The organism is Streptomyces roseochromogenus subsp. oscitans DS 12.976 (assembly GCF_000497445.1).
GTDB lineage: Bacteria > Actinomycetota > Actinomycetes > Streptomycetales > Streptomycetaceae > Streptomyces > Streptomyces oscitans.
Genome location: NZ_CM002285.1, coordinates 1564879 through 1586898 on the forward strand (window position 1 = coordinate 1564879; position 22020 = coordinate 1586898).

The following is a 22020-nucleotide window of genomic DNA, read 5'->3' on the forward strand; positions in this document are numbered from 1 at the left end:
CACACACCAACAGATCCGCACATAATTCAAACTCCTGAAGCCCAAGTCCCGGTGTATCGGCGGGCATTCGGGGGGCGATCATCTCGCTGGAGGACCAGATGAAGGCTCATGGCCCGGGTCGCCGGGCAGCCAGAGGTCACTTGTCGGTCGCCGCGACCATAGCCCTGGTGTGTGGGTTGGGCGTCGGTGTGCACCCCGCGGCGGGCGCCGTCTCGACGTCCTCCGCCGCACCTGCCGCGGCCTCACCCGCACCACACTCGGTGACGTACGACGGCTACTCGTTCATGATCGACGGGAAGCGGACGTACCTGTGGTCCGGAGAGTTCCACTACTTCCGCCTGCCCAGCCAGGCCCTCTGGCTCGACACACTGCAGAAGATGAAGGCGGCGGGCTTCAACGCGGTATCGCTCTATTTCGACTGGGGATACCACTCCCCGGCACCCGGCGTCTACGACTTCACCGGCGTACGCGACGTGGACAAGCTCCTCGACATCGCCAACGACCTGGGCATCTATGTGATCGCCCGGCCGGGCCCGTACATCAACGCCGAAGTCGACGGGGGCGGCTTCCCCGGCTGGCTCTCCACCGCGGCGGGCAACACCCGCACTTCCGACCCGGAGTACCTGAAGTACAGCGACGAGTGGCAGATGCAGATCGACCACGTCATCAAGCGCCATCAACTCACCAACGGCACCGGGTCGGTCATCGAGTACCAGGTGGAGAACGAGTACTACCACGGCTCGGCGGCCGGCCGTACCTACATGAAGCACCTGGAGGCCAAGGCGAAGGCCGACGGCATCACCGTGCCGCTGGTCGGCAACAACAACGGCACCTTCAACGCCGGTGACGCCGCCCTGGACGTGGACGGCGCCGACTCCTACCCGCAGGGCTTCAACTGCTCCAGTCCCGCCAAGTGGAACGGCGTTCCCGACATCAGCTACGACCATGTGGCCGGAAAGCCGCTGGCGACAGCCGAGTTCCAGGGCGGCGCCTTCGACCCATGGGGCGGCCCCGGCTACGACAAGTGCGCCCAGCTCATCAACGACCAGTTCGCCGACGTGTTCTACAAGCAGAACATCGCGGTCGGCGCGACCTCGCAGAGCTTCTACATGACCTACGGCGGCACCAACTGGGGCTGGCTGGGCATGCCGGAGAACTACACCTCCTACGACTACGGCGCCGCCATCCGCGAGACCCGCCAGCTCGACCCCAAGTACGACCAGGACAAGTTGACCGGCTACTTCACCCATGCCGTCACCCCCCTCACCAAGACCGACGCGCTGCCCGCCACACCCACCGGCAACCCGAAGATCGTCGACACCGCGCGCGCCAACCCCGACACCGGAACGCAGTTCCATGTCCTGCGCCATGCCGACTCCACCGCCACCACCAGCGACAGCGCCCATGTGACGCTCGACCTCGGCGCCCACGCCGGATACACCTACGACGACCCGGACCCGGCCCTCACGTACACCGGCAGCTGGTCGCACGTCGGCGCGGAGCAGAACTACACCGGCGGCGACTACCAGCACACCGAGTCGTTCTCGAACACCGCCGGCGACAGCGTGTCCGTGCCCTTCACCGGCACCGGCGTGAAGTGGATCAGCAACCTCGACACGAACCACGGCATCGCTGATGTCTACCTCGACGGCGCCAAGGTCAAAACGGTCGACACCTATGGCGCGTCCAAGCAGAACCAGTACGTGGCCTACCAGGCAAGCGGCCTCCCCAAGGGACCGCACACCCTGAAGATCGTGGTGACCGGAACTCAGGACTCCGCAGCTACGGGCACCTTCGTGACGGTCGACGCCATCGACGTGACCACCGGCTCCGCTGCGACGGCCCCCGTCTACACCGTCCCGCAGCAGCCCGGCACCGCGCTCACCCTCGACGGCCGCGAGTCCTCCATCATCGTCGCGAACTACGACCTGGGCGGCAACCACCTCCAGTACTCCACCTCGCAGATCATGACCAACGCCACCATCGCCGGACGGGATGTAGCGGTGCTCTACGGCGACCACGGCTCGGATGGCGAAACGGTCCTGCACTACTCGTCCAAGCCGACGGTGACCTCCACAGGCGGGACCGTCGGCTCCACCTGGGATGCGGCCACCGGCGACCTGCGCCTGAACTACCGGCACACCGGCCTGACCCGGGTCACCGTCACCGGAGGCTCCCGCCCGCTGCTCCTGCTGCTCGCCGACACAGCGACCGCCAAGACCTTCTGGCGGCAGGACACCGCGGCCGGCCCGGTGCTGGTCCGCGGCACCCACCTGCTGCGCGGCGCGGCGTACTCCGCTACGACCCTGAACCTGACCGGTGACACCGGCACGGACGGCTCGATCGAGGTCTTCGCGGGCGCCGACTCCCTGACCTGGAACGGCAAGCCGGTCCACACAACGGCCTCGGCGAGCGGCAGCCGCACCGGCACCGTGCCCACCGCCGCTCCCATCACCCTGCCGGCCCTGAGCAACTGGAAGCACATGCAGGAGTCCCCCGAGGCGCAGCCCGGCTTCGACGACACCACCTGGCAGGTGGCCGACAAGACCACCACCCACAGCACCACACAGCCAGGCAGCCTGCCCGTGCTGTTCGCCGACGACTACGGCTTCCACACCGGCAGCACCTGGTACCGCGGCAGGTTCACCGGAACCGGCAAGGAGACCGGCATCACCCTGGCCACGCAGAGCGGCGGCCGGGCCGCAGCCTCCTCGGTCTGGCTCAACGGCACCTTCCTCGGCAGCTCCACCGCCGATGGCCGGAAGACCTACGACTTCCCGGCCGGAGCGGTCAAGGCCGGCCGCGACAACGTGATATCCGTGCTGACGGTCAACATGGGCCACGAGGAGGACTACAACGAGTCCAACGGCAACAAGGCCGCCCGCGGCCTGACCGGCGCCCTCCTCGACGGCAACCCGCTGAACACCCTCACCTGGCGGCTGCAGGGCGTCCGCGGCGGCGAGACCCCCGTCGACACCGTTCGCGGCCCGCTGGCCACCGGCGGCCTGTACGGTGAACGGGCCGGCTGGATGCTGCCCGGTTACCCCACCGGCAACTGGACCCCGGCCACCCTCCCCGCCACCGACACCACCCCCGGCGTCTCCTGGTACACCACCGACGTCGCCCTCGACCTGCCCGAGGGACAGGACACCTCGCTCGGCCTGACCCTCACCGACGACCCGTCCCGCAGGTACCGCGCCGAGATCTACGTCAACGGCTGGGACATGGGCAACTACGTCAACTACCTCGGCCCGCAGCACAGCTTCCCCGTCCCCGACGGCATCCTGAACCCGAGTGGGAACAACCGAATAGCCATCGCTGTATGGAACCTGGACGGCTCCACCGGCGGCCTCGGCAAGGTCGCGCTGACCAACTACGGAAGCTACGCATCCTCACTGAGGGTCGCCCAGAACAACAGCCCCCGCTACGACCGGACGCGGTACGCCATGCCCTCCGCGCCGGGTGCGCGCCTCACCCTGAACGCGCCCGGGTCGGCCGGCGCCGGACAGCACTTCACCGCCACCGCGACCTTCCAGGTGCCCGCAGGCGCACCCACAGCCTCCGGCGTGACGGCACACCTCGCCGCACCCGACGGCTGGACGGTCTCCCCGAAGCCCACGCCCACCGCGGCTCAGCGGATCGCGCCCGGCACCTCCGTGACCTTCAGCTGGGACGTCACCACCCCCGCCGACGTGGCGAAGACCAACGCACTGAAAGCCACCGCCGCGTTCGTCCAGCGCCACCGCTCCTCCACCGCCACCGACGAACGGATCGTCGCCGCCATCCCGCCCCCGCCGCCCGCCGGGGCTGACCAGATCAGCGACCTGCCGTTCCTGTCAGCCACCAACGGCTGGGGCCCGGTCGAACGTGACCAGAGCGTCGGCGGCACCGCGGCGAACGACGGCACACCGCTCAAACTCGGCGGGACCGTCTACGCCAAGGGCCTGGGCACCAACTCGCCCAGTGATGTCATGGTCTACCTCGCCGGACGGTGCAGCAGGTTCACCGCCACCGTGGGCGTCGACAACGGCGACCCCGGCACCGGCACCTTCTCCGTCCTCCTCGACGGCAAGGCCCTCACCACCACCCCCGTCCTCAACGGCAAGTCGGCGCCCCTCACCATCGACGTCCCCGTCACCGGCGGGCAGGTCCTCGACCTGTCCGTGGGGGACGGCGGCGACGGCAACGGCAACGACCACGGCGACTGGGCGAACCCCGTGCTGACCTGCACATGACCTCGGAATGAAGTGGTGCGCCGGATGCGGCCAGGCAACCGGCGCACCGCCGAGTCGCTCTCGCTACGCGTGGAATTCGCCACAATTTACTCCCTTAAACAGAGATGAATGCATAAAAGTAGGTCTTTAAAGCCGGTGGCACTCCTCCGGTAACCAGCTCCAGAGATTCAACGACCAGCGGCATGGGAGAAGCGTTTGACCACGGTACGTAAGCGACGCACCGGGCTGATGGCCACGGCCGGCGTACTCGGCGCCGTACTCGCACTCACGGCCCTCGGCGGTACCAGCAACGCTGCCACCAGCGGCAACGGCACCGGGAATGTCCCGAAATCGCAGGCGCGGGCAGATCAGGCGGGTGCCCAGGACGCTTCCGACGCACGAATAAAGATCACGCCCGGGCAAGGTGCCTACAGCGTCAGGGTCGACGACCTCGTCAAAGTCACCGTCAGTGACGGCAAGCTCACCAAGGTGACCATGACCGCCGTCGCGACCGGTACCGAGATTCCGGGCACCCTGTCCGCGGACGGCACTTCCTGGAAGCCGAACGGCCGGCTGGAGCGGGCCACCAGGTATCAGGTCGCCGCGGAGGCCGAGGACGCCAAGGGCCGCTCCGTCACCGGGAACGCCACGATCACCACGGTCTCCCCGGCCAACGACTTCATCGGGCACCTCTCCCCCGAGGACGGCTCGACCGTCGGTGTGGGCATGCCGGTGACGGTCAGCTTCGACAAGGCGATCAGCGACAAGGCCGCCGTGCAGTCGAAGATCCAGGTCAGCTCCAGCAGCGGCCAGCGGGTCGTCGGCCACTGGTTCAACGGCGACCGCCTGGACTTCCGCCCCAAGGGCTACTGGAAGCCCGGCTCCACCGTCACCGTCACGCTCAGCCTCCACGGCATCCAGAAGACGGTCACATTCAAGATCGGCCGGAGCCAGATCAGCACCGTCGACGCCAAGACGAAGCAGATGACCGTCGTACGGGACGGCAAGACGATCAAGACCATCCCGATCTCGTCCGGCAGCCCCGAGCACCCGACGTACAACGGTCAGATGGTCATCTCCGAGAAGTTCAGGCAGATCCATATGAACGGTGCGAGCGTCGGCCTCAGGAAGAAGGACGGCAAGCCCGCATACGACATCAACGACGTACCGCACGCCATGCGCCTGACCGACTCGGGCACGTTCATCCACGGCAACTACTGGGGTGCCGACTCGATCTTCGGCAAGGTCAACACCAGCCACGGCTGCGTGGGCCTGAAGGACGTGGAGGGCGGCGGCGACGGCAATCAGCCCGCCGCGTGGTTCTTCGACAACTCGATGATCGGTGACGTCGTGATCGTCAAGAATTCCGAGGACAAGACCGCGTTGGCCCCGGACAACGGCCTCAGCGACTGGAACATGCCGTGGAGCGAGTGGGTCTCGGGCGGCGCCACCAGCTGACGCTCCGTCACTGAGGACGACGACAGACGTCGGCTCAGGACACAGACCGCTGCGCACGCGGGCACTGGCCGGAGGGGATGCCAGGCCCGTGCGCACCTGTTCGCAAACGCCGTTTCCTCAGCCCCCTCCGACCAGTACCCTGTTCGCCACTGTGCGTGAGGATCTGCCGATGCTACGCGGGGGAACAGGGCGGATGAGTGTCCGGGAATTGAAGCCTGAGGGCCGGCAGCCGGTGCGGGCCGAGGACGAGGACGAGCAGCGGCGGCTGTCGGTGTTCCACCTCGTCGGCCTGGCGGCTGGGGGGATGATCGGTTCTGGCTGGCTGCTGGGCGCGGACGACGCGTTCCGCCGGGCCGGCTCGGACGCCTACCTGGCCTGGGTGTTCGGCGGCCTGCTCATGCTGCTCATCGCCGCGGTCATGGTCGAGTTGGGCACCGTCGCCCCCAAGACCGGCGGGTTGATATTCCTGCCGCTGCAGAGCAGCGGGGCGCTGGTGGCGACGGTGGTCGCGGCCGGCCTGTGGATCTTCTACGCGATCAACCTCTCCAGTGAGGCCGTCGCGATGACGAGGGGCCTGTCCTGGAAGGTCCACGGGCTCCTGGACTCGTCCCAGGCGCTCACCCTCAAAGGCTGGGGCTACGCGCTGGTATTCATGGCGGCGATCTCCGCGGTGAACCTGGTGGCCCCACGGATCTTCTTCAGGATCAACTCCTGGCTGACGGTGGTGAAGGTCATCGTCCCTGTCCTGACCGTCGCGCTGCTGATCGCGGCCGGCTTCGGCCCCCACAGTCCCCACGCGAGTGGCGGCGGCACCGGAAAGGGCGCCGGCGCCGCCTTGGCAGCGGTCGTCGGCAGTGGCGTGATCTTCGCCTACGTCGGCTTCCAAGGACCGCTGGACTTCGCCGGGAACATCAAGCGGTGGGGACGGGGAATCGGCGAGGCGGCCCGGCTCCGTAGGGCGGTCTTCGGGACGATCGCCGGGGCGATGGTCCTGTACATATCGCTTCAGGTCGTCTTCACGAAGTATCAGGCGTCCTACTGGAGTCCGGCCGGCATCGAACCGTCGCCCTATGCCCAGTTCGCCTTCGCCCTCTCCCTGTGGTGGCTCGGGTGGCTGCTCAGGCTCGGCGCCGTGATCTCACCCATGGGCGCGGGACTCGTCTTCGCCCATGCGCTCACCCGCGAGGTGGCGGCGCTCAGCCGGGCCCATCTCACGCACCGCGGGCTGCAAACCGCCCGCAAGGCCTCCCTCAAGCGGCGGTACGACGTGTACTGGCTGGTCCTGGTCGTCGACTTCTTCGTCGCGAGCATCGCGTTACTGGCGGTCGGCGGCAGCTGGAGCTCTCTCGTCGCGATCACCGGAGTCCTGACACTGGTCGTCTACGCCGTCCCCGGCGTCGTCCTCGTGTCGCTCCGCGACCACCTGACCGGCTGGTCCCGCCTGCGGCGCGGCGCCCGCGAGGTCCTGGCGCGGACCGGTTTCGCCCTGATCGCACTGATCCTCTACGGGGCGGGCTGGGCTCCCTTGTGGCGGGGCATGGCGACCCTCGCGGTGGGCTGCGCCCTGCTGATGTGCCTGCCGATCCTCGCCCGGTGGCTGCCCGCCTTCGGCCGGATGTACGACGCCAAGGTGCACGTGACCCTGTTCCGGCACTGGCGCACCAGCCCCGCCGCCCAGGCCGCGCTCTGGCTGATCGGTCATTTCGCGGTGCTGACGCTGCTGACACTGCTGGGCGATTCCTCGGTCAGAGTCCTCCCGAAGCTCCTCGGGGGCTTCCTGGCCGTCGCTGCGGCGCTCGCGGCCTTCGAGGGCCTGGTCGACGCGTCCAGACGGCACATGACCGAAGTGGCGCCCATGCTGCCGACTCCGGGCACCGGCCGCCCCGCCGCGGCCGCTAACGCAGCGAACGAATGACCTCCGTGGCCTCCGCCTCGTATCCCCTGCCGCGCAGCTCCTCGACCGCCTCCTCCCGGCGGTGCGTGTCGGACCAGCGGCCCACCGTGGCACGGAGCAGGAAATACCTGTCCTCTTCCGTCATCGTGCTGGCGCGCAGCCGGTCGACGACGAGCGCCACGCCTTGAGGGGTGACACGCTGCTCGTTCTCCAGGCACCGTTCGAGCAGGTCCCAGCCGTCGCGGGGCAGCTCTGCGCCGTACAGGCAGGCGGCGATCTCGGCGATGACCGCACCCGAACCCCGGGGCACCGCGACGGGGTCGGAGGGGTCCGCCAGTTCCTTGCAGGCCAGATCGACGGCCTCGGCACGGCCGTGGCTCCGCAGCCCTCTGACGTACTCGACGAAAAGCCCGGCGTCGGCGCCCTGTTCGAGGACGCGCGCGGCCAGTCTCTGGGCGATCGTCTGCGCCACACGATTGCGGTCCCTCGGCCGCTCGATCCTGACCAGCAGACCGGCCATATCGGTTCCGGAGCGGTCGTCGGTGTGCGCCGCGGCGGCGATACGCAGCAGCCTCCTGCATTCCGGCTGCGCGTTGAAATTGCCCAGCACCGTGTCCAGGTAGTCGAGTTCCACCGGTGAGCGGGGCCCGGCCGCTCTCGCCGTCCCCCTGGCCACGATGTCGGCGAGCAGCTCCTTGGTCGTCCTGGTGAGCGCCTCTGAGCGGTGCCAGGCGATGACGATCTCCGCCAGGTGCTCCACGTTGTCGCGCGACGCGGCGTGCTCGCGGATCAGCATGCACTTCTCGGAGGAGCCCTGCCTGGCCAACTGGCCGCAGATTTCCGCGATGTCATGCTGGGACAGCCGTTTGCCGACATGCTCCACGAGAGTGTCCGGGCTGTCGGTCCGGGTAGCGATCAGATGGGCGACGATCCGTCTTGTCTCGGGTACGCGATCCGGAATCCGCAACTGCGCGTCGACCCAGTCCTCCAGGATCCGCTCGGAGGGACTGAGCTGGTGGAGCGCGCCGGCGAGATCCTGGAACTCCCTGGGAATGGTGTACGAGGCCAGCAATGGCACGTGCACGTGCTCGGTGATCGCGACGAGGGTCTGACGGAGGAGTTCGGCGGCCTCTTCCCCGCACTTCTCATCACGCAGTGCGATGTAGAGGAGTGCCTTGTCCAGATTGGTCCGCCCCGAACTCGGTGTGGTGAACACGCGCAGCGTCTTGTCCACCAGCTCGCTCTTTCCAGCGCCACGGCACTCCCGGACGAAGACGGCGACGTCGAGCACCGTCCGCTGGCAAGCGATGTCATGGATGACGCCGTCTGTCAGCCGTGGATACCGGCCCTCACTCGCACGCTCGGCATCCCATTGCCGGATGGCGAGTTCCGCGGCATGAATGATGTTCCGGCTCAGGGCCGCCGTGGCCACCATGTTGACGGCGTCCCGGTAGTCGAAGCTCACCGCGCACTCGATGAGCCGGTCGATGGTGCTGAGCATGGCGAACGCGTGCAGGGCCCTGATCGCATTGGCGGGCCGCGGCCTCTCGCTGCTCTCGGTGACGGGCCGCTCGCCCTCCCGCATGGCCTGCATGCGCTCCTTGAAGGCGGCGACCGAGCACTTGGTCACCCATTCATAGCCGAAGCTCCACGACTCCGTCGCGCCGTCACCCCCGGAACGTCTGGCCACGCCGGAGCCCGCGGCCTTCTGGCTCCCCGTCATACGCGCAGTGCCTTCTCCACCTGGTTCCAGTAACGGGCAAAGGCATGGGGCGAGTTGAACGCCTGGTTGGCCCTGACGTCGATGTGCCGCGCGAGATGCCGGCTGGCCTCGTCCGGCCTGGAGCTGAGCAGAGCGACCACGTCTCCGGTCTTCCGCTCGTCCTTCAGCAGTTCATCGAGTCGGGAGTCCCGGTCCATCATCAACGTCTTGACCCAGTCCGCGGGTTCGACCGGGAGCTGCGGGACCGGGTCGCGCTTCTTGAGCTCCATCTGGTTGGTGAAGAGCGGGGTGCCGTCACGGGCGTCGTTCAGCGACATCCTCGGTACCTGGTGCTGGGCGCCTGTGCAGTTCTCCATCTCCTTCTTCACCGCCTCCCGCAGGAGGCCGATGGTGAGCTGGTGATTGTGGTCTTTCGTGCCATCCTGCAGTATGCGCAGCAGATGCCCGCTGAACGGTGTGCACTTCGAGAAATTCCCCGGCAGGGCTGAGCAACCGTCAGCAGACGCGAAATTGGCATTCTTGACGGCCGTGAACACACAGGTTCCCTCGTCCAGCGCGCCCAGGACTCCGGGAAGGACGGGTTCCTCCCCCAGCTGAGGCAGCAGGTTCGAGTAACAGCAGTCGGCGATCAGGACCTTCAGCCTCGCCCTGGCCTTGCGCATGACGCGGTAGACGTACCAGCTGGAAAGCCAGGTCCATGGCTTGTCCCGGTAGGACGAGCCCACGGAGAAGTGGACCTGCGCGCCGGGAACGTCACTCCAGTACTGACCGTGGCCGACATACACCACCAGGAAGATGTCGTCGGGCCCCGTCTCGTCCGCGGCCTCCTGCAACGCCCTCATCACGGCGTCAGCCGTCTGGACCTCGTCCTCGGTCAGGACGCGGCAGCAGTCGGTACCCCACATCTCGTCGCCCGCGAACACCTCACCGTACATACGCGCGCTCTCGCCGATCGGCGGATGGCTGTCGATCCCCGAATCGACGGCGTACCTCGCCGGTCCTATCACCACCGCACGGGACACCATCTCAGCCGTCCAGCCCTTCCACCGTCGGCTCCGCTGCGGAGTCGGGAACGGACTCGGTGCCGACCGAGGTCTCGGGCGGATCCAGCCGCTCACCGCGCCAGCGCTCGACAACCCGCTTCACGGCGTCCACCGCGGCCGACACGGTCATCTCGGTCGCCTTGCCGACCGCGGCCACGAGGACGATCTCGACGATGCCGCCGGTCAGCACCCTGCCCTCGTCGACGGCCCGCGAGCGCCACGACAGACCGGTCTCCGCCGCCAGCTCGTCAAGCATCCGGTCCTGATCCTCCAGACCGGTCAGCCCCTTGACGGACACCGAGATCCTCGTAGCCATGCCAACGCCCCCGCCTCGAGCTCAGGTCTGCAACCAGGACGCCGACCCCGATTCCGCAGTCCTCGTGTCAACGCCCATACCAGCGTACTCACTTGGGCAAGCCGCCCTGGGCTGATCAGCCTGCCTCAGCCCCGGCCCGCCTACCACGCGTCGGGGCTGAACGGAGAATCCGGTTGCCTGGGCTGCTGTCCGTCCACAGACTCGCGATCATGACGTCCACAGCACGCGCCCTGGTCCTCGAACACTTCCGCTGGATCGACGGTCACGCTGACGTATGGCAGATCTTCCGTGACTCCGCGGCACCCGCTGGGGGCTGCGCCAGGAACTGCGCTTGCAGCGGGCGACGGTGAGTCCTGGGGAACGGGTCTTGCCGGTCGACGACTGGATCGAGACGGGTAGCCAGGCGGCTGCCGTGCGGTCGATGGTCGAGGAGTGCGGCGGCCACTGGGCCGGCTGCGCCGTCGTCGTCGACCAGAGCACCCCGGCTCTCGGCACGGGGCTGGGCGTCCGCGGTATCGTCACCGCTGCCGAACTCCCGGCTTGGAATGGGCGGTCCCAGCACGTGTCCGCCGGCGGGTAGGCCGGTTGATCGGATGTGTCTACTTGGTCTGCGCGTCCGGCGAGCGAAGCGGGTCGGTCATGACGCACGGCGGAGGGTGCGATGGCGGCGGGCCGACCGGCGGGGGGGGCCGAACCTGGCGCGGATGCGGTCCATGGCCCTTTCGGCAACGAGCCGGGGCTCCCCCGCACGCACACGACCCCCTCGTCACCAAGAAACTCTGCGGAGCCGCTCAGCAGGCCCGCAGACGACCCGCCCGCACTTTCCAGCGACAGGAACGCCCCACCCGGCGAAGGGCCGGCGGGCCTACTTCCTGCGAGGGCGCATCCCGCGTTCAGGCGAGCCCGAACCAGCTCAGGATCGTCTGGACGAGCAGGATGGTGGACATGGCGGCGACGCCGATGACCACGGCTGTGGCCGCGAGGCGGTAGCGCGGGCTGTTCGCGGCCTCGCCGAGGACGGAGCGGCGGTTGGTCAGCACGAGGAGGTAGACGAGGACGACGGGGCTGATCAGGCCCTGCAGGACCTGGGTGCCGATCAGCAGCTGGATGACGTCGACCGGGGTCATCGCCACCGTGGCACCCAGCACGATCTGGGCGGTGAAGAGGCCCAGGAACAGCGGGGCGTCGCGGAAGCTGCGGGAGACGGAGCGCTCCACGCCCGCCGCCTCTCCCACGGCGTAGCTGGCGGAGAGGGGGACGACGGCGCCGGCCAGGGCGGAGGCGCCGATCAGACCGAGCGCGAAGAGGAGTTCGGCGTTCTGGCCTGCGACCGGCTTGAGGGCCTCGGCGGCCTGGGCGGCGGAGTCCAGTGGGCCGCTGCCTCCGATCGCGGAGGCCGTGGCGATGATGATCGTCAGGCTGATGACGCAGGCGAAGACGGCGCCGAGGATGGCGTCGGCGCGGATGAGCGGGTAGTCGTCGGGCTTGGCGCCTCGGTCGACGACGCCCGCGGCGGCGTAGAACTGCATGTACGGGCTGACCGTCGTACCGATCAACGCGACCGCGAGCAGGATGAAGCTCTTGCTGGGCTCGATGTGCGGGACGACGAGGTGGTGGCCGACGGCGCCCCAGTCCGGGTGGCCCAGAATCATGGCGACCGGGTACGCGAAGAACGCCAACGACATGATGAGGAAGATGCGTTCGGCCCAGTGGTAGGAGCCGAACAGCACCAGCGCCCACAGCAGGATCGCGGCCGGCGGGATGACCGCCCACTTGGGTACGCCGACGAGTTCGAAGGCGGCGCCGATGCCCGCGAACTCGGAGACGACCAGGCCGGTGTTGGCCAGCAGGAGGCAGAAGACGGCGAGCGCGGTCAGGCGCAGGCTGAACTGTTCCCGGATCAGGGCGCCGAGGCCCTTGCCGGTGTGGGCGCCGAGGCGTACGGCCATCTCCTGCACCATCACCAGGGCGACGGTGACCAGCACCATGAAGAACAGGGTGCCGTAGGTGAACTGGGAGCCCGCCGAGGCGTAGGTGGCGATGCCGGCGGCGTCGTTTCCGGCGTTCGCGGCGACCAGGCCGGGGCCGGCGATCGCCGCGATCATGGTGATGCGCCGCCAGCCGGTGCGGCGCGCGGGCGCGGGAGTCTCCGGAGCCGCGGTGGTGGCGGTATCGAGGTCGCGGGTCACTGCAGGAACCTCCGGAAGTGCATCCGCCCGCGTTCGGGCAGCATCGCGTCGAGCAGATCGTCGGCCAGGATCCGGCCGATCGGGCGGTCGGTGTCGTCGACCACCAGGAGTGAGGAGGCGCGGGCCGCGACCAGTTGGTCGGCGGCCTCTGCCAGGGACGTATCGGCCTGGACGGTGTCCGGTGGGCCGAATTGCGCCCGCCAGGCGACCAGGTCGGCGATCGGGGTCGTGTCCTCGGCCACCGCCAGGTCGAACAGCGCGATGTCGCACAACAGCCGGTCCTCGCCGTCCACGACGGCGACCGCGTCGATCTCGGTGCGGTGCTCGGCCTGTTCGGCCAGGCGCCCCCGCACCTCGGCGACGGTCTCGTCCCGGCGGGTGGTGATCAGTAGCGTGGTCATGGCGCCGCCCGCGGTGTCCTCCCGGTGGGCGAGGAGCCGCCGCAGTTCGGCTGCCCCGCCCTTCGGCATGCGTGCCAGCAGGGCCTCACGCTCCTCACGGGTGAGGTCGCGCAGGGCGTCCGTGGCCTCGTCGGGCTCCATCTCGTCGATCAGGCGGGCGGCGTGTTCCGGCTGGGCCTCGCGCAGCAGGTTCTCCAGCTCGGCCGGTTCCATCTCCTCCAGCGCGTCGGCGGCCTGCTCCGGCTCCAGCCAGCCCAGCAGCTGCTGGCGTTCGGTACGGCCGAGGTCTTCGAGAATGTCGGCGAGGTCGGCCGGGCGCAGCCGGTGCAGTGCCGCCCGGGAGGCGCGCAGCCGGACCTCCGGCGGGCCTTCGGTGGCCTGTTCGGCGAAGGGCGCTACGGCCTGCCAGTCCAGGACCCGCTCCGGCGTGGGGCGGGTCTGCCAGCGGCGCGGGCCGAGGCGGCGCAGCAGGGTGGGCAGCGAGACGTCCACCCCGACCAGCACCACTTGATCCACCAGGGGAGCAAGGTACAGGTCTGCGGCACGGGTGACCTGCACGCCGTCGACGTCGACGAGCTGGTGGTCGAGGACGTCCTTGGCCAGCAGGACCTCGCCGGGGCGGCGGGCGAAGTCACGTAGGTCGACCCGGGCGGTACGCAGCCGTACGTGTCCGGCGTTCACCTTGCCGAGGGCGTCGGCGGGCAGGAAGGTCCGGCGCCGGCCGATGCGCAGGATCAGCCCGGTGACCGGCGGGTAGGAGTCCACGCCGTAGAGCCGGGCGACGACGTCGACGACGCGGCCCACCTCCTCCCCCGACTGGTTGGTGACGGGGCCGCCGATCAGCCCGGCCAAGGAGACCAGCGAGGTGCGCACCGCCTTGGACGCGGTGGCGCGGCGCTCCAGATGGACCCGGCGGTCACGGAAGCGGGCCGAGGTGGACATGAGCAGAGTGTGAGCAGCCAAGGTGAACACCCCCTGGCCCCGGCATGGCGGGGCTACGGGCGGCCCACGGCAGCACGCTTCCTCCCCGGGCCGGCGGCGCAGGGCACGCCGAGCGTACGCCACCACACGGCCTGGCGGGTGGGCCGGTGAGCTTGGCGGGGCTCAGGGAAGAGAGGGCTGCTCCGGGCCGCGGAAGGACGGCGCGGACAACACGAAGAAGGGCCGACTATGGCCCGGACTACTGTCCATGTCGCCTCCTCCCGGTCACGGCCGCGCACGAGGTGTCACGGTCCTGCGGCACAGGGCAGCCCGAACCGGCCGGCGCTCCCCAACTCGTCAGAGCTTTGGCACTTCACGGCGTGATCCCCGGCGAATCCGCGGGGAAGCCACCTGGGGTCACCCCTGTGGGCCGGGGAGACCTTTCGTGATCCGGAGCGTCTCTCGACGCGTGGGATCAGTGGCCTGTGTCCGTGAAGACGCCTCACCGTACGAGGTGTCTGTTAGATCCGCGCCAAGAATACGCCCGCCCCGGGCTGCCCTCCCAACCCATGACCGGCCCTTGACCTGCGCACAACAGAACGGAGAACGAATCTGCCGTTTCCGTCTCCGTCTCCCCCGCCCCTGCCGCGAGGGCGCGGTCGCGGCGGACGCAGAACCAGAAGGACCAGGCGATCAGGACGACGGCCGTACCGAGCACGCACAGCTCCGGCCGGCCGTAGGCGACCGGCATCCCAGCGGCACCATGCGCCGGGCGGAGCCTGTCCCACGCCCCCAACTACATCCAGCACACCCAGATCTGCACCGGCTGGAACGAATCACCACTGATGACCCAGCACACCGACGACTACGCCGACCGCCCCCTCTCCGAGATCCTTTCCGATCCCGCCAACGGCAGTGCGTGGCTCTACCCCCTCCAGACCTGAGGGCCAGCACACAGGCACGCTGACGGCCCGGCCGAGTGCTTCGTGGCCGCCGCCGTCAGGGATCCGGCAGCGTTTCTTGGCGTCGATGTGCACCAGTTCGCCCGGCCGGGCACGTTCGAAGCGGCGGACCGGCTGGCCAGTGGCCCAGTCCTGGCCCGCCAGAGCGGGCAGGCAGGGGCCGTCTGCCGTCAGGTCGGAGGGCCCTGGAGATCAGTGACGGTCAACTGGGCCGGCGAATCGATGGAATGCAGGCGCCACAGTGACGGGATGCCGTCATCGGTCGAGCCAGGCTTTCTGCAATATGGCCCCAGTGCAGCAAACATTGGGGTCGGCTGCCACTGGCATGGGTGTGGGCTCCCCCTGAGGTCAGGCCGTGGCCTCGACCAGCCGCTTCATGCCGGGATGGTCGGTGACGCAGCCCACCAGGCCGAGCGCCCGGGCCAGCGCCAGGTCGCGCTCGTCGTTGACGGTCCAGGCCATCACGTCGATGCCGGCGGCGCCGCACTTCTCCACGATGGCCCGGTTCAGCTGGCGCAGCTCCACACTGACCAGGGTGGAACCGACCTTCTGAGCACGGCCGACGAAGGTGTCGCGGTGCGCGCTGGGGCCTGCCACCAGCACGGTGCGGGCCCGCGGCAGCAGGTTGTGGATCTCGATCAGCGCCACGTCGTGGAACGACAGCACCGATACCCGGTCCAGCAGGTCGCGGTCGGTGAGCACCTTGGCCAGCGACCGGGCGGCGGCCACGTCCTTTATCTCCGCCTGGATCGGCAGCGTCGGCCCGACGGCGTCCAGTACCTCCCCGAACGTGGGGATGCGCTCGCCGAGTCCGGCGTCGAGCTTCTTGAGCTTCCGCAGCTTCTGGTCGGCGATGGGACCGGAGCCGTCCGTCGTGCGGTCCAGGGTCTCGTCGTGCATGACGACCAGCTCGCCGTCCTTGCTCAGGTGCAGGTCCAGTTCGATGCCGTCCAGCCCCTCGCGTTCGGCCCGCAGGAAGGAGCGAAGGGTGTTCTCCGGCTCGGCGGCCATGACACCGCGGTGGCCGATGGTGAAGAAAGACACTCGATTGCCGTCCTTGGGTGTGGTGGTCCGGGGCAGCCGCACGAGCGCCATACCCCCGCCGGGCGGCGGGCGACCGCCGGTCGGAGCCCCCAAGCCTAACGGGCCCGTCCGGGCGCGCGCCCCGGCCCGCCTGGACCGCGCCGGAGCGCGCCCCAAGGCACAAACGTACCGACCAGGGTGCCCAGCCGTCCTGGGACGCAGGCCCGGCCTACGCCCCCTGGGCGGGCGGCTGCTTCGGCGGCGCCGGCGGCGTGGTCGGCGGCCTGCTCCCCGGCACCCTGCTCGCCAGCCTGCTCAGCGCGCCATCGGCCTTCGCCGGCGGAGGTAACGGCTTGGGGGGTGACATCGGTCTGCCGGCGGGCGGCGAATTCTCCGGCGCGGACTTCAGCGCCTCGGACCTCGCGGGCGGCTCCTGGGACTTCGGCTCCGACGGCGGTGGCGATTTCGGCGACGGCGACTGGTGACCTGACGCCTGGCAACACCGCAAGGAGAACTGGCCTCCCGGAGGCCATCGAGCCACCCCGAACCCCGGGCCGCCGCGGCCGGCCCACCCTTCCGGAGGCTCCGGTCGGCTGCCCTGGACCGGACCGTCCCAAGCCTGCAAGCCGCGCCGAACCCGTACCCTTCAGCGGCAGTTCAGTCGAGCCGACGCGCAAGCGGACGTGCCTGAGGTGCCGCGCTGACGGGCTGCCCTGCCAATGCCGCCCGCCTCGTGCCACCCCGGCGCCGCACATGTACTCGGGTCTCCCACAACATGGTGGCGATGGTCACCAGGGACAGCAGCAGGTAGAAGACGAAAAGCTTGTGCAGGTCGTCGAGGACGTACCAGACCGACGCGGTGGCACAGAACCAGAAAGCGACCAGTGAGCCGGCGCCGCCCTCCTTGCTGCGTGCCGCGCCGACCAGGCAACAGGCGGCCGTCAGCGCCAGCAGTGCGGCTATCCCGAGGTACGAGTGCGCCCACCCGTCATTGGCGCGCCGCAGTTCCGAGTTGACCGCCACGGCCTCCGCCACAGGCCCCCAGCCCACTGCGCACGACAGGCGTCCCGACCACGGCAGTGTCACCAGCCCCAACAGGCCTGCCGCGGTGGCAACCCAGCCGAAGTGGGCTGTGTCCACAACGTGACCACGTGCGCACAGCAGCGACAGCAGACACCCCAGCAGGGCCAAGGCGCTGTCGACCGTGGGGCGCAGCGCGAACCTGTGGTGAAGCGCGGTTCGAGTGCCGGATCGTGTCGTCGGAGGGAACGGGGCGGGAGCCTGGGCCGTCGGCATGGCGGACTGGGCCAGGACGCCGGCGAGGGCGTCACCCATCTGCCGCGCGTCAGCGAATCGTTCCTTCGGATCCTTTCTCAGAGCACACTGAATCACCGCCTCCACCGCCGACGGCACGTGCGAGCGAAGCCGGGAGACCGGCTCGGGTTCGGCGAACAGGTGCTGATGCATGACGGCGAACGGCGATTCACCGCGGAACGGCGGCTGCCCGGTCAGAAGTTCGTGCAGCAGACACCCCATGGCGTACAGATCGGCCCGGTGGTCGATCTCCGCCCCGCTGATCTGCTCGGGCGAGAGGTAAGCGGGGGTGCCTATGGCGGCGCCGCTGCCGGTGATGCGGGTGGCCGTCTCGGTGAAGGCTTTGGCGATGCCGAAGTCGAGGACCTTCACGGTGCCGGGGCCGGTGCGCATGATGTTCGAGGGCTTGATGTCCCTGTGCACGATTCCGTGTTCGTGACTGTGCTGCAGCGCGTCCAGCACGGCACATGCCGTTTCGATCGCCTCGGCGACGGGCAGTGGGCCATCGCGCAGGACCTCGGCGAGTGTCGAGCCCGATACGTATTCCATCACCAGATATGGCCGTGGGCCGTCGGGGTCGGGTTCCTCTCCGACATCATGAATGATGGCCACGGCGGGGTGGTTGAGCGCGGCCGCCGCATGTGCCTCACGTCGGAAGCGGGCTCGTGACTGCGGATCGTGGGCCAGCGCCGAGGAGAGCAGCTTGACCGCGACAGTGCGACGCAGCTGCCGGTCCACCCCCCGATGAACCGTTCCCATGCCGCCCTGCCCGAGCCTCTCCACCAGCTCGTACCGGCCACTGAGGACTGTGTCGCGCCCCACTAACGCCTCCCCGTTCATCAGCAACCCGACGAAGCTTACGACTCCTGCGATCCGAGGCCATCGAGGTGGTGGCCGAGGCGTCCGGCGGCGCCCAAGCCATCGAACGCCTCGCCCCGCTGTTCCACCCTCCCGATCAGCAGGGACAGCTGCTGCGGGCGCAGGCCGGAGATCCACCGACCTTTTGAATAACCTTCCATTGGGGACTTCTTACCAGGGGGCCTTAAGGTGCCCCGCCATGACTCGAACACGGCTCTACCGCAGCGGAAACCTGGTCCTGGAAGACTTCCCGACCGCCGACATATCCGAATACGTGAATGATCCCGACGTGGCGGTCTGGCTCGACCTGTGCGACCCGTGTTCCGCCGACTTCGCCATGATCAGCGAAGAGTTCGGTCTGCACGAACTCGCGGTGGAGGACGCACGTCAGGAACACCAGCGACCCAAGCTGGACCGTTACCGCACCCACGCGTTCCTCAGCGCCTACGTCGTAAGCACGGACGAGAGCAGCGGGCGGCTGACGGCAAGCGAGTTGTCAGTGTTCATCACACCCACGGCATTGATCACTATCCGACCGAACGAGGGCTTCGACATCGAGAAGGTCGTCGAGCGCTGGGACAACAACAGCGATCTCGCCAAGTACGGGGTGGGCTTCCTCCTGCACGGGCTGCTGGACCACATAGTCGACGGTCATTTCGCCGCTGTCCAGGACCTGGACGACCGCATCGAAGCGGTCGAAGACCTGCTCTTCGACGAGGGACGCCAGCAGATGGACTCCGTCCAGCGTGACTCCTACGCACTGCGCAAGAACCTGACCAGGCTGCGTCGCGTGGTACTGCCGATGCGGGAGGTCGTGAACAGTCTTCTCCGGCGCGACCTGCACATCGTCGCCGAGCCGCTGCTCCCCTACTACCAGGACGTCTACGACCATGTCCTCAGGGCCATCGAGTGGACCGAGTCACTGCGGGACATGATCACCTCAATCATGGAAACCAATCTGACCGTTCAGGGCAACCGCATGAACCTGATCATGAAGAAGGTCACCAGTTGGGCGTCGATCATCGCCGTGCCCACCGCCGTCACAGGCTTCTACGGACAGAACGTTCCATATCCGGGCTTCAATACTCATGTCGGCTTTCTCACGTCCACCGGTGTCATGGCTGTCGGAACTGTCGTGCTCTACCTCGTCTTCAAGCGCAAGGACTGGATCTGAGCACAGACCTGCCTGCACCTGTTGCCCGCCGAAGCCACGGCATCACGTGAACTGTTCGCCATCCACCTCGAGCGGAGCACCCGGACGACCGAGGAGGCGCTGCTTCGAGGACGTGGGCCGGGGCGTCGGCGATCCACTCGCCCACCGCCGGCAGCGAGGTCGTGCCGGCCAGAACCGCGCACGCGGTCAGCCCCAGCACCACGACCAGGCGGTGGCGCACCCCACGCCGTCATTGGGAAACAGAACGGGGGAGATGCTCACGCGCACCATCCGGATTCGACGCACAGTTATGCAACAGTGAGCCGCACCCGATTACCCCAACCTCATACGCAACATTGGAATTTCCTCTTGTGGCACCTCCCCGGCTAGCTGTAGCCTGCGGTACGCAAAGATAAGGGCACGCCAAATGGCACGCTAAATGCCATACCCATCGCGTGGAACGGTCTACCGAAAAGTCTCTGCATCGCGCGCTTTCTGAGAAAACGGGGGGACGATGGGATGCATTCCCTATTGACGCGATTAGGGGAATGGTGTCGACTCGAGCACCTGATTCAGAATGTCATCGCAGGCCTGACGACGTTGTCGTGCGCCACTCCCCTCGCCGCGCCCCCAGGGCGAAATCATGAGTCCGAGATAATCGGTTTGCCTGCCCTGCTCGGCAGGCATGTGACACCGCCGGAGTCCCACGGGGCTGCGCATCCCCTGGGAAGTTGCATACAGACACGGGCTCTGATGCACATTCAGGTCACCGCAACTCGTCCCGTCAAGGGAAGTCCCGCAACTGTCCGCGCATCCTCCCGGCCACCCACGCGCGTGGCTGCGCGCCAGGCGTTACCAGCAGCGACAACAAAGCGGTACCAACTCGCAGCCCTGCCACCGAAGTCCCTGTGAACCCTCCGCACCCTCTTGCGCCGTCCATCCGGCTTACTCGCGCCGGAAGCCCCCGCACCCCGTGGAGGCAACTCATGGACGCACTCGGTTCCAAGCCTTTGGATCCACGCGACCAGGGCGCCGACCGTATCCGATAGTTCCGCTCGAAAGACAACGGGGAGTTCAGCGATGTCCGAGTCCACCACGCCTGCCCGCACGAACCGGCCAGCCGACACTTCCCGAGCGCGGGCGAACGTCCAGATCTCCTTTACTCCGGGAGCGGTAGATCTGCCGTCGCTTGTGCCGATCATGTATACCTACATGTTCCGGAATATCGCCAGTGACGGCTTCGTATTCAGCGATCCGCAGTCGCCGGGCGACATTTCCCGGGACTCGAAGCCGGGGTGCATCATCGCCGCCCCCTCCTTCCCGGCCGACACCCCCGGCATCGACGAGGACTACGTCTTCAACTGGGTGCGCGACGGGGCCATCACGGCCATGGAGGTGGCCAAGGCCGACATGCTCACCCGCCCGGGCGGGACGGTGCAGACGCTCAACGATTACGTGCAGTTCGCCGACCTCTGCCACTCCAGCATCCAGCCGCCGTTGACCAAGGGTCACGCCTGCTTCAACATCGCCGGCGACGCCCGCCCGTGGACCGAGCAGAACGACGGTCCGGCCTTGCAGACGGTCACCATCCTGGCCGCCTACGACCAGCTCGATCTCGGCACCCAGAAGCGGGCCGTCGACCTGGTGAACGCGAACGTGGCCTACCTCCTCGGCGTCTACCAGGGCCCCACCACGAACCTGTGGGAGGAGCACAGCGGGTACAGCTTCTTCGCCCGCTCCGCCCAGCTGCGCTGCTTCGAGGAGGTCCAGGCCTCGACCATCGTCGGCATCGACAAGCCGACCGGACTGCGGCCCGCCATCAAGTGGTTGCGCCAGGCCCTTGCGGGCCACTGGGACGGGATCAAGTACGTGAGCATGCTGGCCGACCCCGGTGACGGGGCCCAGCCATCGCCCCAGAATCCGGTCGTCAGCGGTTACGACCCGAACATCGACATCGTCCAGTCGGCCGTCTACGGCGCCCTCCCCGTCACCGACACCAAGCTGCTGGCCACAGCGGCCCAACTGCGCTCGCAGTGGGAGGAGGGCGGCATCGCCTTCTACTCGATCAACAAGGCCGACAAGGAGGCGTTCGGTATCGGGCCGTTGTTCGGCCGCTACCCGGGCGACGTCTACGACGGTGACACCGCGCACCCGGTGCTCGGCGGCCACCCCTGGGCCCTCTCCACGTGCAACGTCGCCGAGCTGCACTACAAGCTGGCCTCCGAGATCAAGTCGAGTGGCAAGGTACCCGTGGACGACCTGTCCGCACCCTTCTTCGCCCAGTCCGGCATCGACGCGTCCACGGCCCCGGCGGCAGCCGCCGCCGCTTTGACGGCGACCGGTGACGCCATGGTGCGGGCCGTCGTCTACCACAGTGACAACTTGGAGCTCTCCGAGCAGTTCGACGGCACCACCGGCTTCGAGCGCAGTGTGCACAACCTGACGTGGAGCTATGCCGCCTACCTGTCCGCCATGCGGGCCCGGGCCGAGGCCGTGTGACCCATGGACGACCGACTCCAATCCCCACCACCACACCGGTCCCGGCCGCGCC

General features: G+C 68.3%; 14 protein-coding genes, 1 pseudogene and 1 riboswitch. Of the genes and pseudogenes, 7 read left to right on the top strand and 8 right to left on the bottom strand.

Going from position 1 to position 22020, the window contains the following annotated elements:
- The first annotated feature begins 167 nt into the window (after positions 1-167).
- The 3 genes from M878_RS56985 (at position 168) to M878_RS56995 (ending at position 7587) form a co-directional block, all read left to right on the top strand.
- Complete coding sequence (locus tag M878_RS56985; protein ID WP_342452713.1) at positions 168-4235, top strand: beta-galactosidase; 4068 nt, start codon at positions 168-170, stop codon at positions 4233-4235.
- Between the two features lie 228 nt (positions 4236-4463).
- On the top strand, positions 4464-5672 hold the full coding sequence (locus M878_RS56990) for a L,D-transpeptidase (RefSeq protein WP_209445625.1): 1209 nt from the start codon (positions 4464-4466) through the stop codon (positions 5670-5672).
- A 193-nt stretch (positions 5673-5865) separates the two neighbouring features.
- On the top strand, positions 5866-7587 hold the full coding sequence (locus M878_RS56995; RefSeq protein WP_158692654.1) for an APC family permease: 1722 nt from the start codon (positions 5866-5868) through the stop codon (positions 7585-7587).
- On the opposite strand, the gene M878_RS57000 is transcribed toward M878_RS56995, so the two are convergent.
- From M878_RS57000 to M878_RS57010, 3 genes are read right to left on the bottom strand one after another with little or no spacing between them, the layout of a single operon-like run.
- On the bottom strand, positions 7568-9289 hold the full coding sequence (locus tag M878_RS57000; protein ID WP_023545467.1) for a hypothetical protein: 1722 nt from the start codon (positions 9287-9289) through the stop codon (positions 7568-7570). The genes M878_RS56995 and M878_RS57000 overlap by 20 nt on opposite strands.
- Positions 9286-10299 carry a caspase family protein gene (locus M878_RS57005; RefSeq protein ID WP_158692655.1) on the bottom strand — a complete coding sequence of 338 codons (1014 nt, stop codon included), beginning with the start codon at positions 10297-10299 and terminating at the stop codon, positions 9286-9288. The genes M878_RS57000 and M878_RS57005 overlap by 4 nt, the downstream gene beginning before the upstream one ends.
- A 16-nt stretch (positions 10300-10315) precedes the next feature.
- Positions 10316-10648, bottom strand: coding sequence for a hypothetical protein (locus tag M878_RS57010; protein ID WP_158692656.1), 333 nt, complete (start codon positions 10646-10648; stop codon positions 10316-10318).
- Between the two features lie 367 nt (positions 10649-11015).
- Here M878_RS57010 and M878_RS98835 point away from each other — a divergent pair, with 367 nt between their 5' ends.
- On the top strand, positions 11016-11228 hold the full coding sequence (locus tag M878_RS98835; RefSeq protein WP_209445500.1) for a type I phosphoribosyltransferase: 213 nt from the start codon (positions 11016-11018) through the stop codon (positions 11226-11228).
- 313 nt (positions 11229-11541) lie between these two features.
- Here M878_RS98835 and M878_RS57015 read toward each other — a convergent pair whose 3' ends face one another.
- The 4 genes and pseudogenes from M878_RS57015 to M878_RS57025 form a co-directional block, all read right to left on the bottom strand.
- Positions 11542-12837, bottom strand: coding sequence for an NRAMP family divalent metal transporter (locus tag M878_RS57015; RefSeq protein ID WP_023545471.1), 1296 nt, complete (start codon positions 12835-12837; stop codon positions 11542-11544).
- Positions 12834-14180, bottom strand: coding sequence for a magnesium transporter MgtE N-terminal domain-containing protein (locus M878_RS57020; RefSeq protein ID WP_023545472.1), 1347 nt, complete (start codon positions 14178-14180; stop codon positions 12834-12836). The genes M878_RS57015 and M878_RS57020 overlap by 4 nt, the downstream gene beginning before the upstream one ends.
- Positions 14181-14500: 320 nt before the next feature.
- Positions 14501-14680, bottom strand: a riboswitch (M-box (ykoK) riboswitch).
- A gap of 447 nt (positions 14681-15127) precedes the next feature.
- Positions 15128-15274 (bottom strand): annotated as a pseudogene (locus tag M878_RS96150) (IS481 family transposase); the annotation flags it as partial.
- Between the two features lie 195 nt (positions 15275-15469).
- On the bottom strand, positions 15470-16165 hold the full coding sequence (locus M878_RS57025; RefSeq protein ID WP_023545474.1) for a glycerophosphodiester phosphodiesterase: 696 nt from the start codon (positions 16163-16165) through the stop codon (positions 15470-15472).
- A gap of 251 nt (positions 16166-16416) precedes the next feature.
- On the opposite strand from M878_RS57025, the gene M878_RS57030 reads away from it, so the two are divergent.
- Positions 16417-16629, top strand: coding sequence for a hypothetical protein (locus tag M878_RS57030; RefSeq protein WP_023545475.1), 213 nt, complete (start codon positions 16417-16419; stop codon positions 16627-16629).
- A 172-nt stretch (positions 16630-16801) separates the two neighbouring features.
- On the opposite strand, the gene M878_RS92140 is transcribed toward M878_RS57030, so the two are convergent.
- Entirely contained in the window at positions 16802-18298 is a 1497-nt protein-coding gene (locus tag M878_RS92140; RefSeq protein ID WP_078630214.1) for a protein kinase domain-containing protein, read from the bottom strand.
- Positions 18299-18515: 217 nt separating this feature from the next.
- Between M878_RS92140 and M878_RS57035 the strand changes: the two genes are divergently transcribed.
- Together M878_RS57035 and M878_RS57040 are read left to right on the top strand one after the other, a co-directional pair.
- Positions 18516-19490, top strand: a complete 975-nt coding sequence (locus M878_RS57035) for a magnesium transporter CorA family protein (protein WP_023545478.1) — start codon at positions 18516-18518, stop codon at positions 19488-19490.
- A 1179-nt stretch (positions 19491-20669) separates the two neighbouring features.
- Complete coding sequence (locus M878_RS57040) at positions 20670-21968, top strand: glycoside hydrolase family 15 protein (protein ID WP_209445501.1); 1299 nt, start codon at positions 20670-20672, stop codon at positions 21966-21968.
- Positions 21969-22020 lie beyond the last annotated feature (52 nt).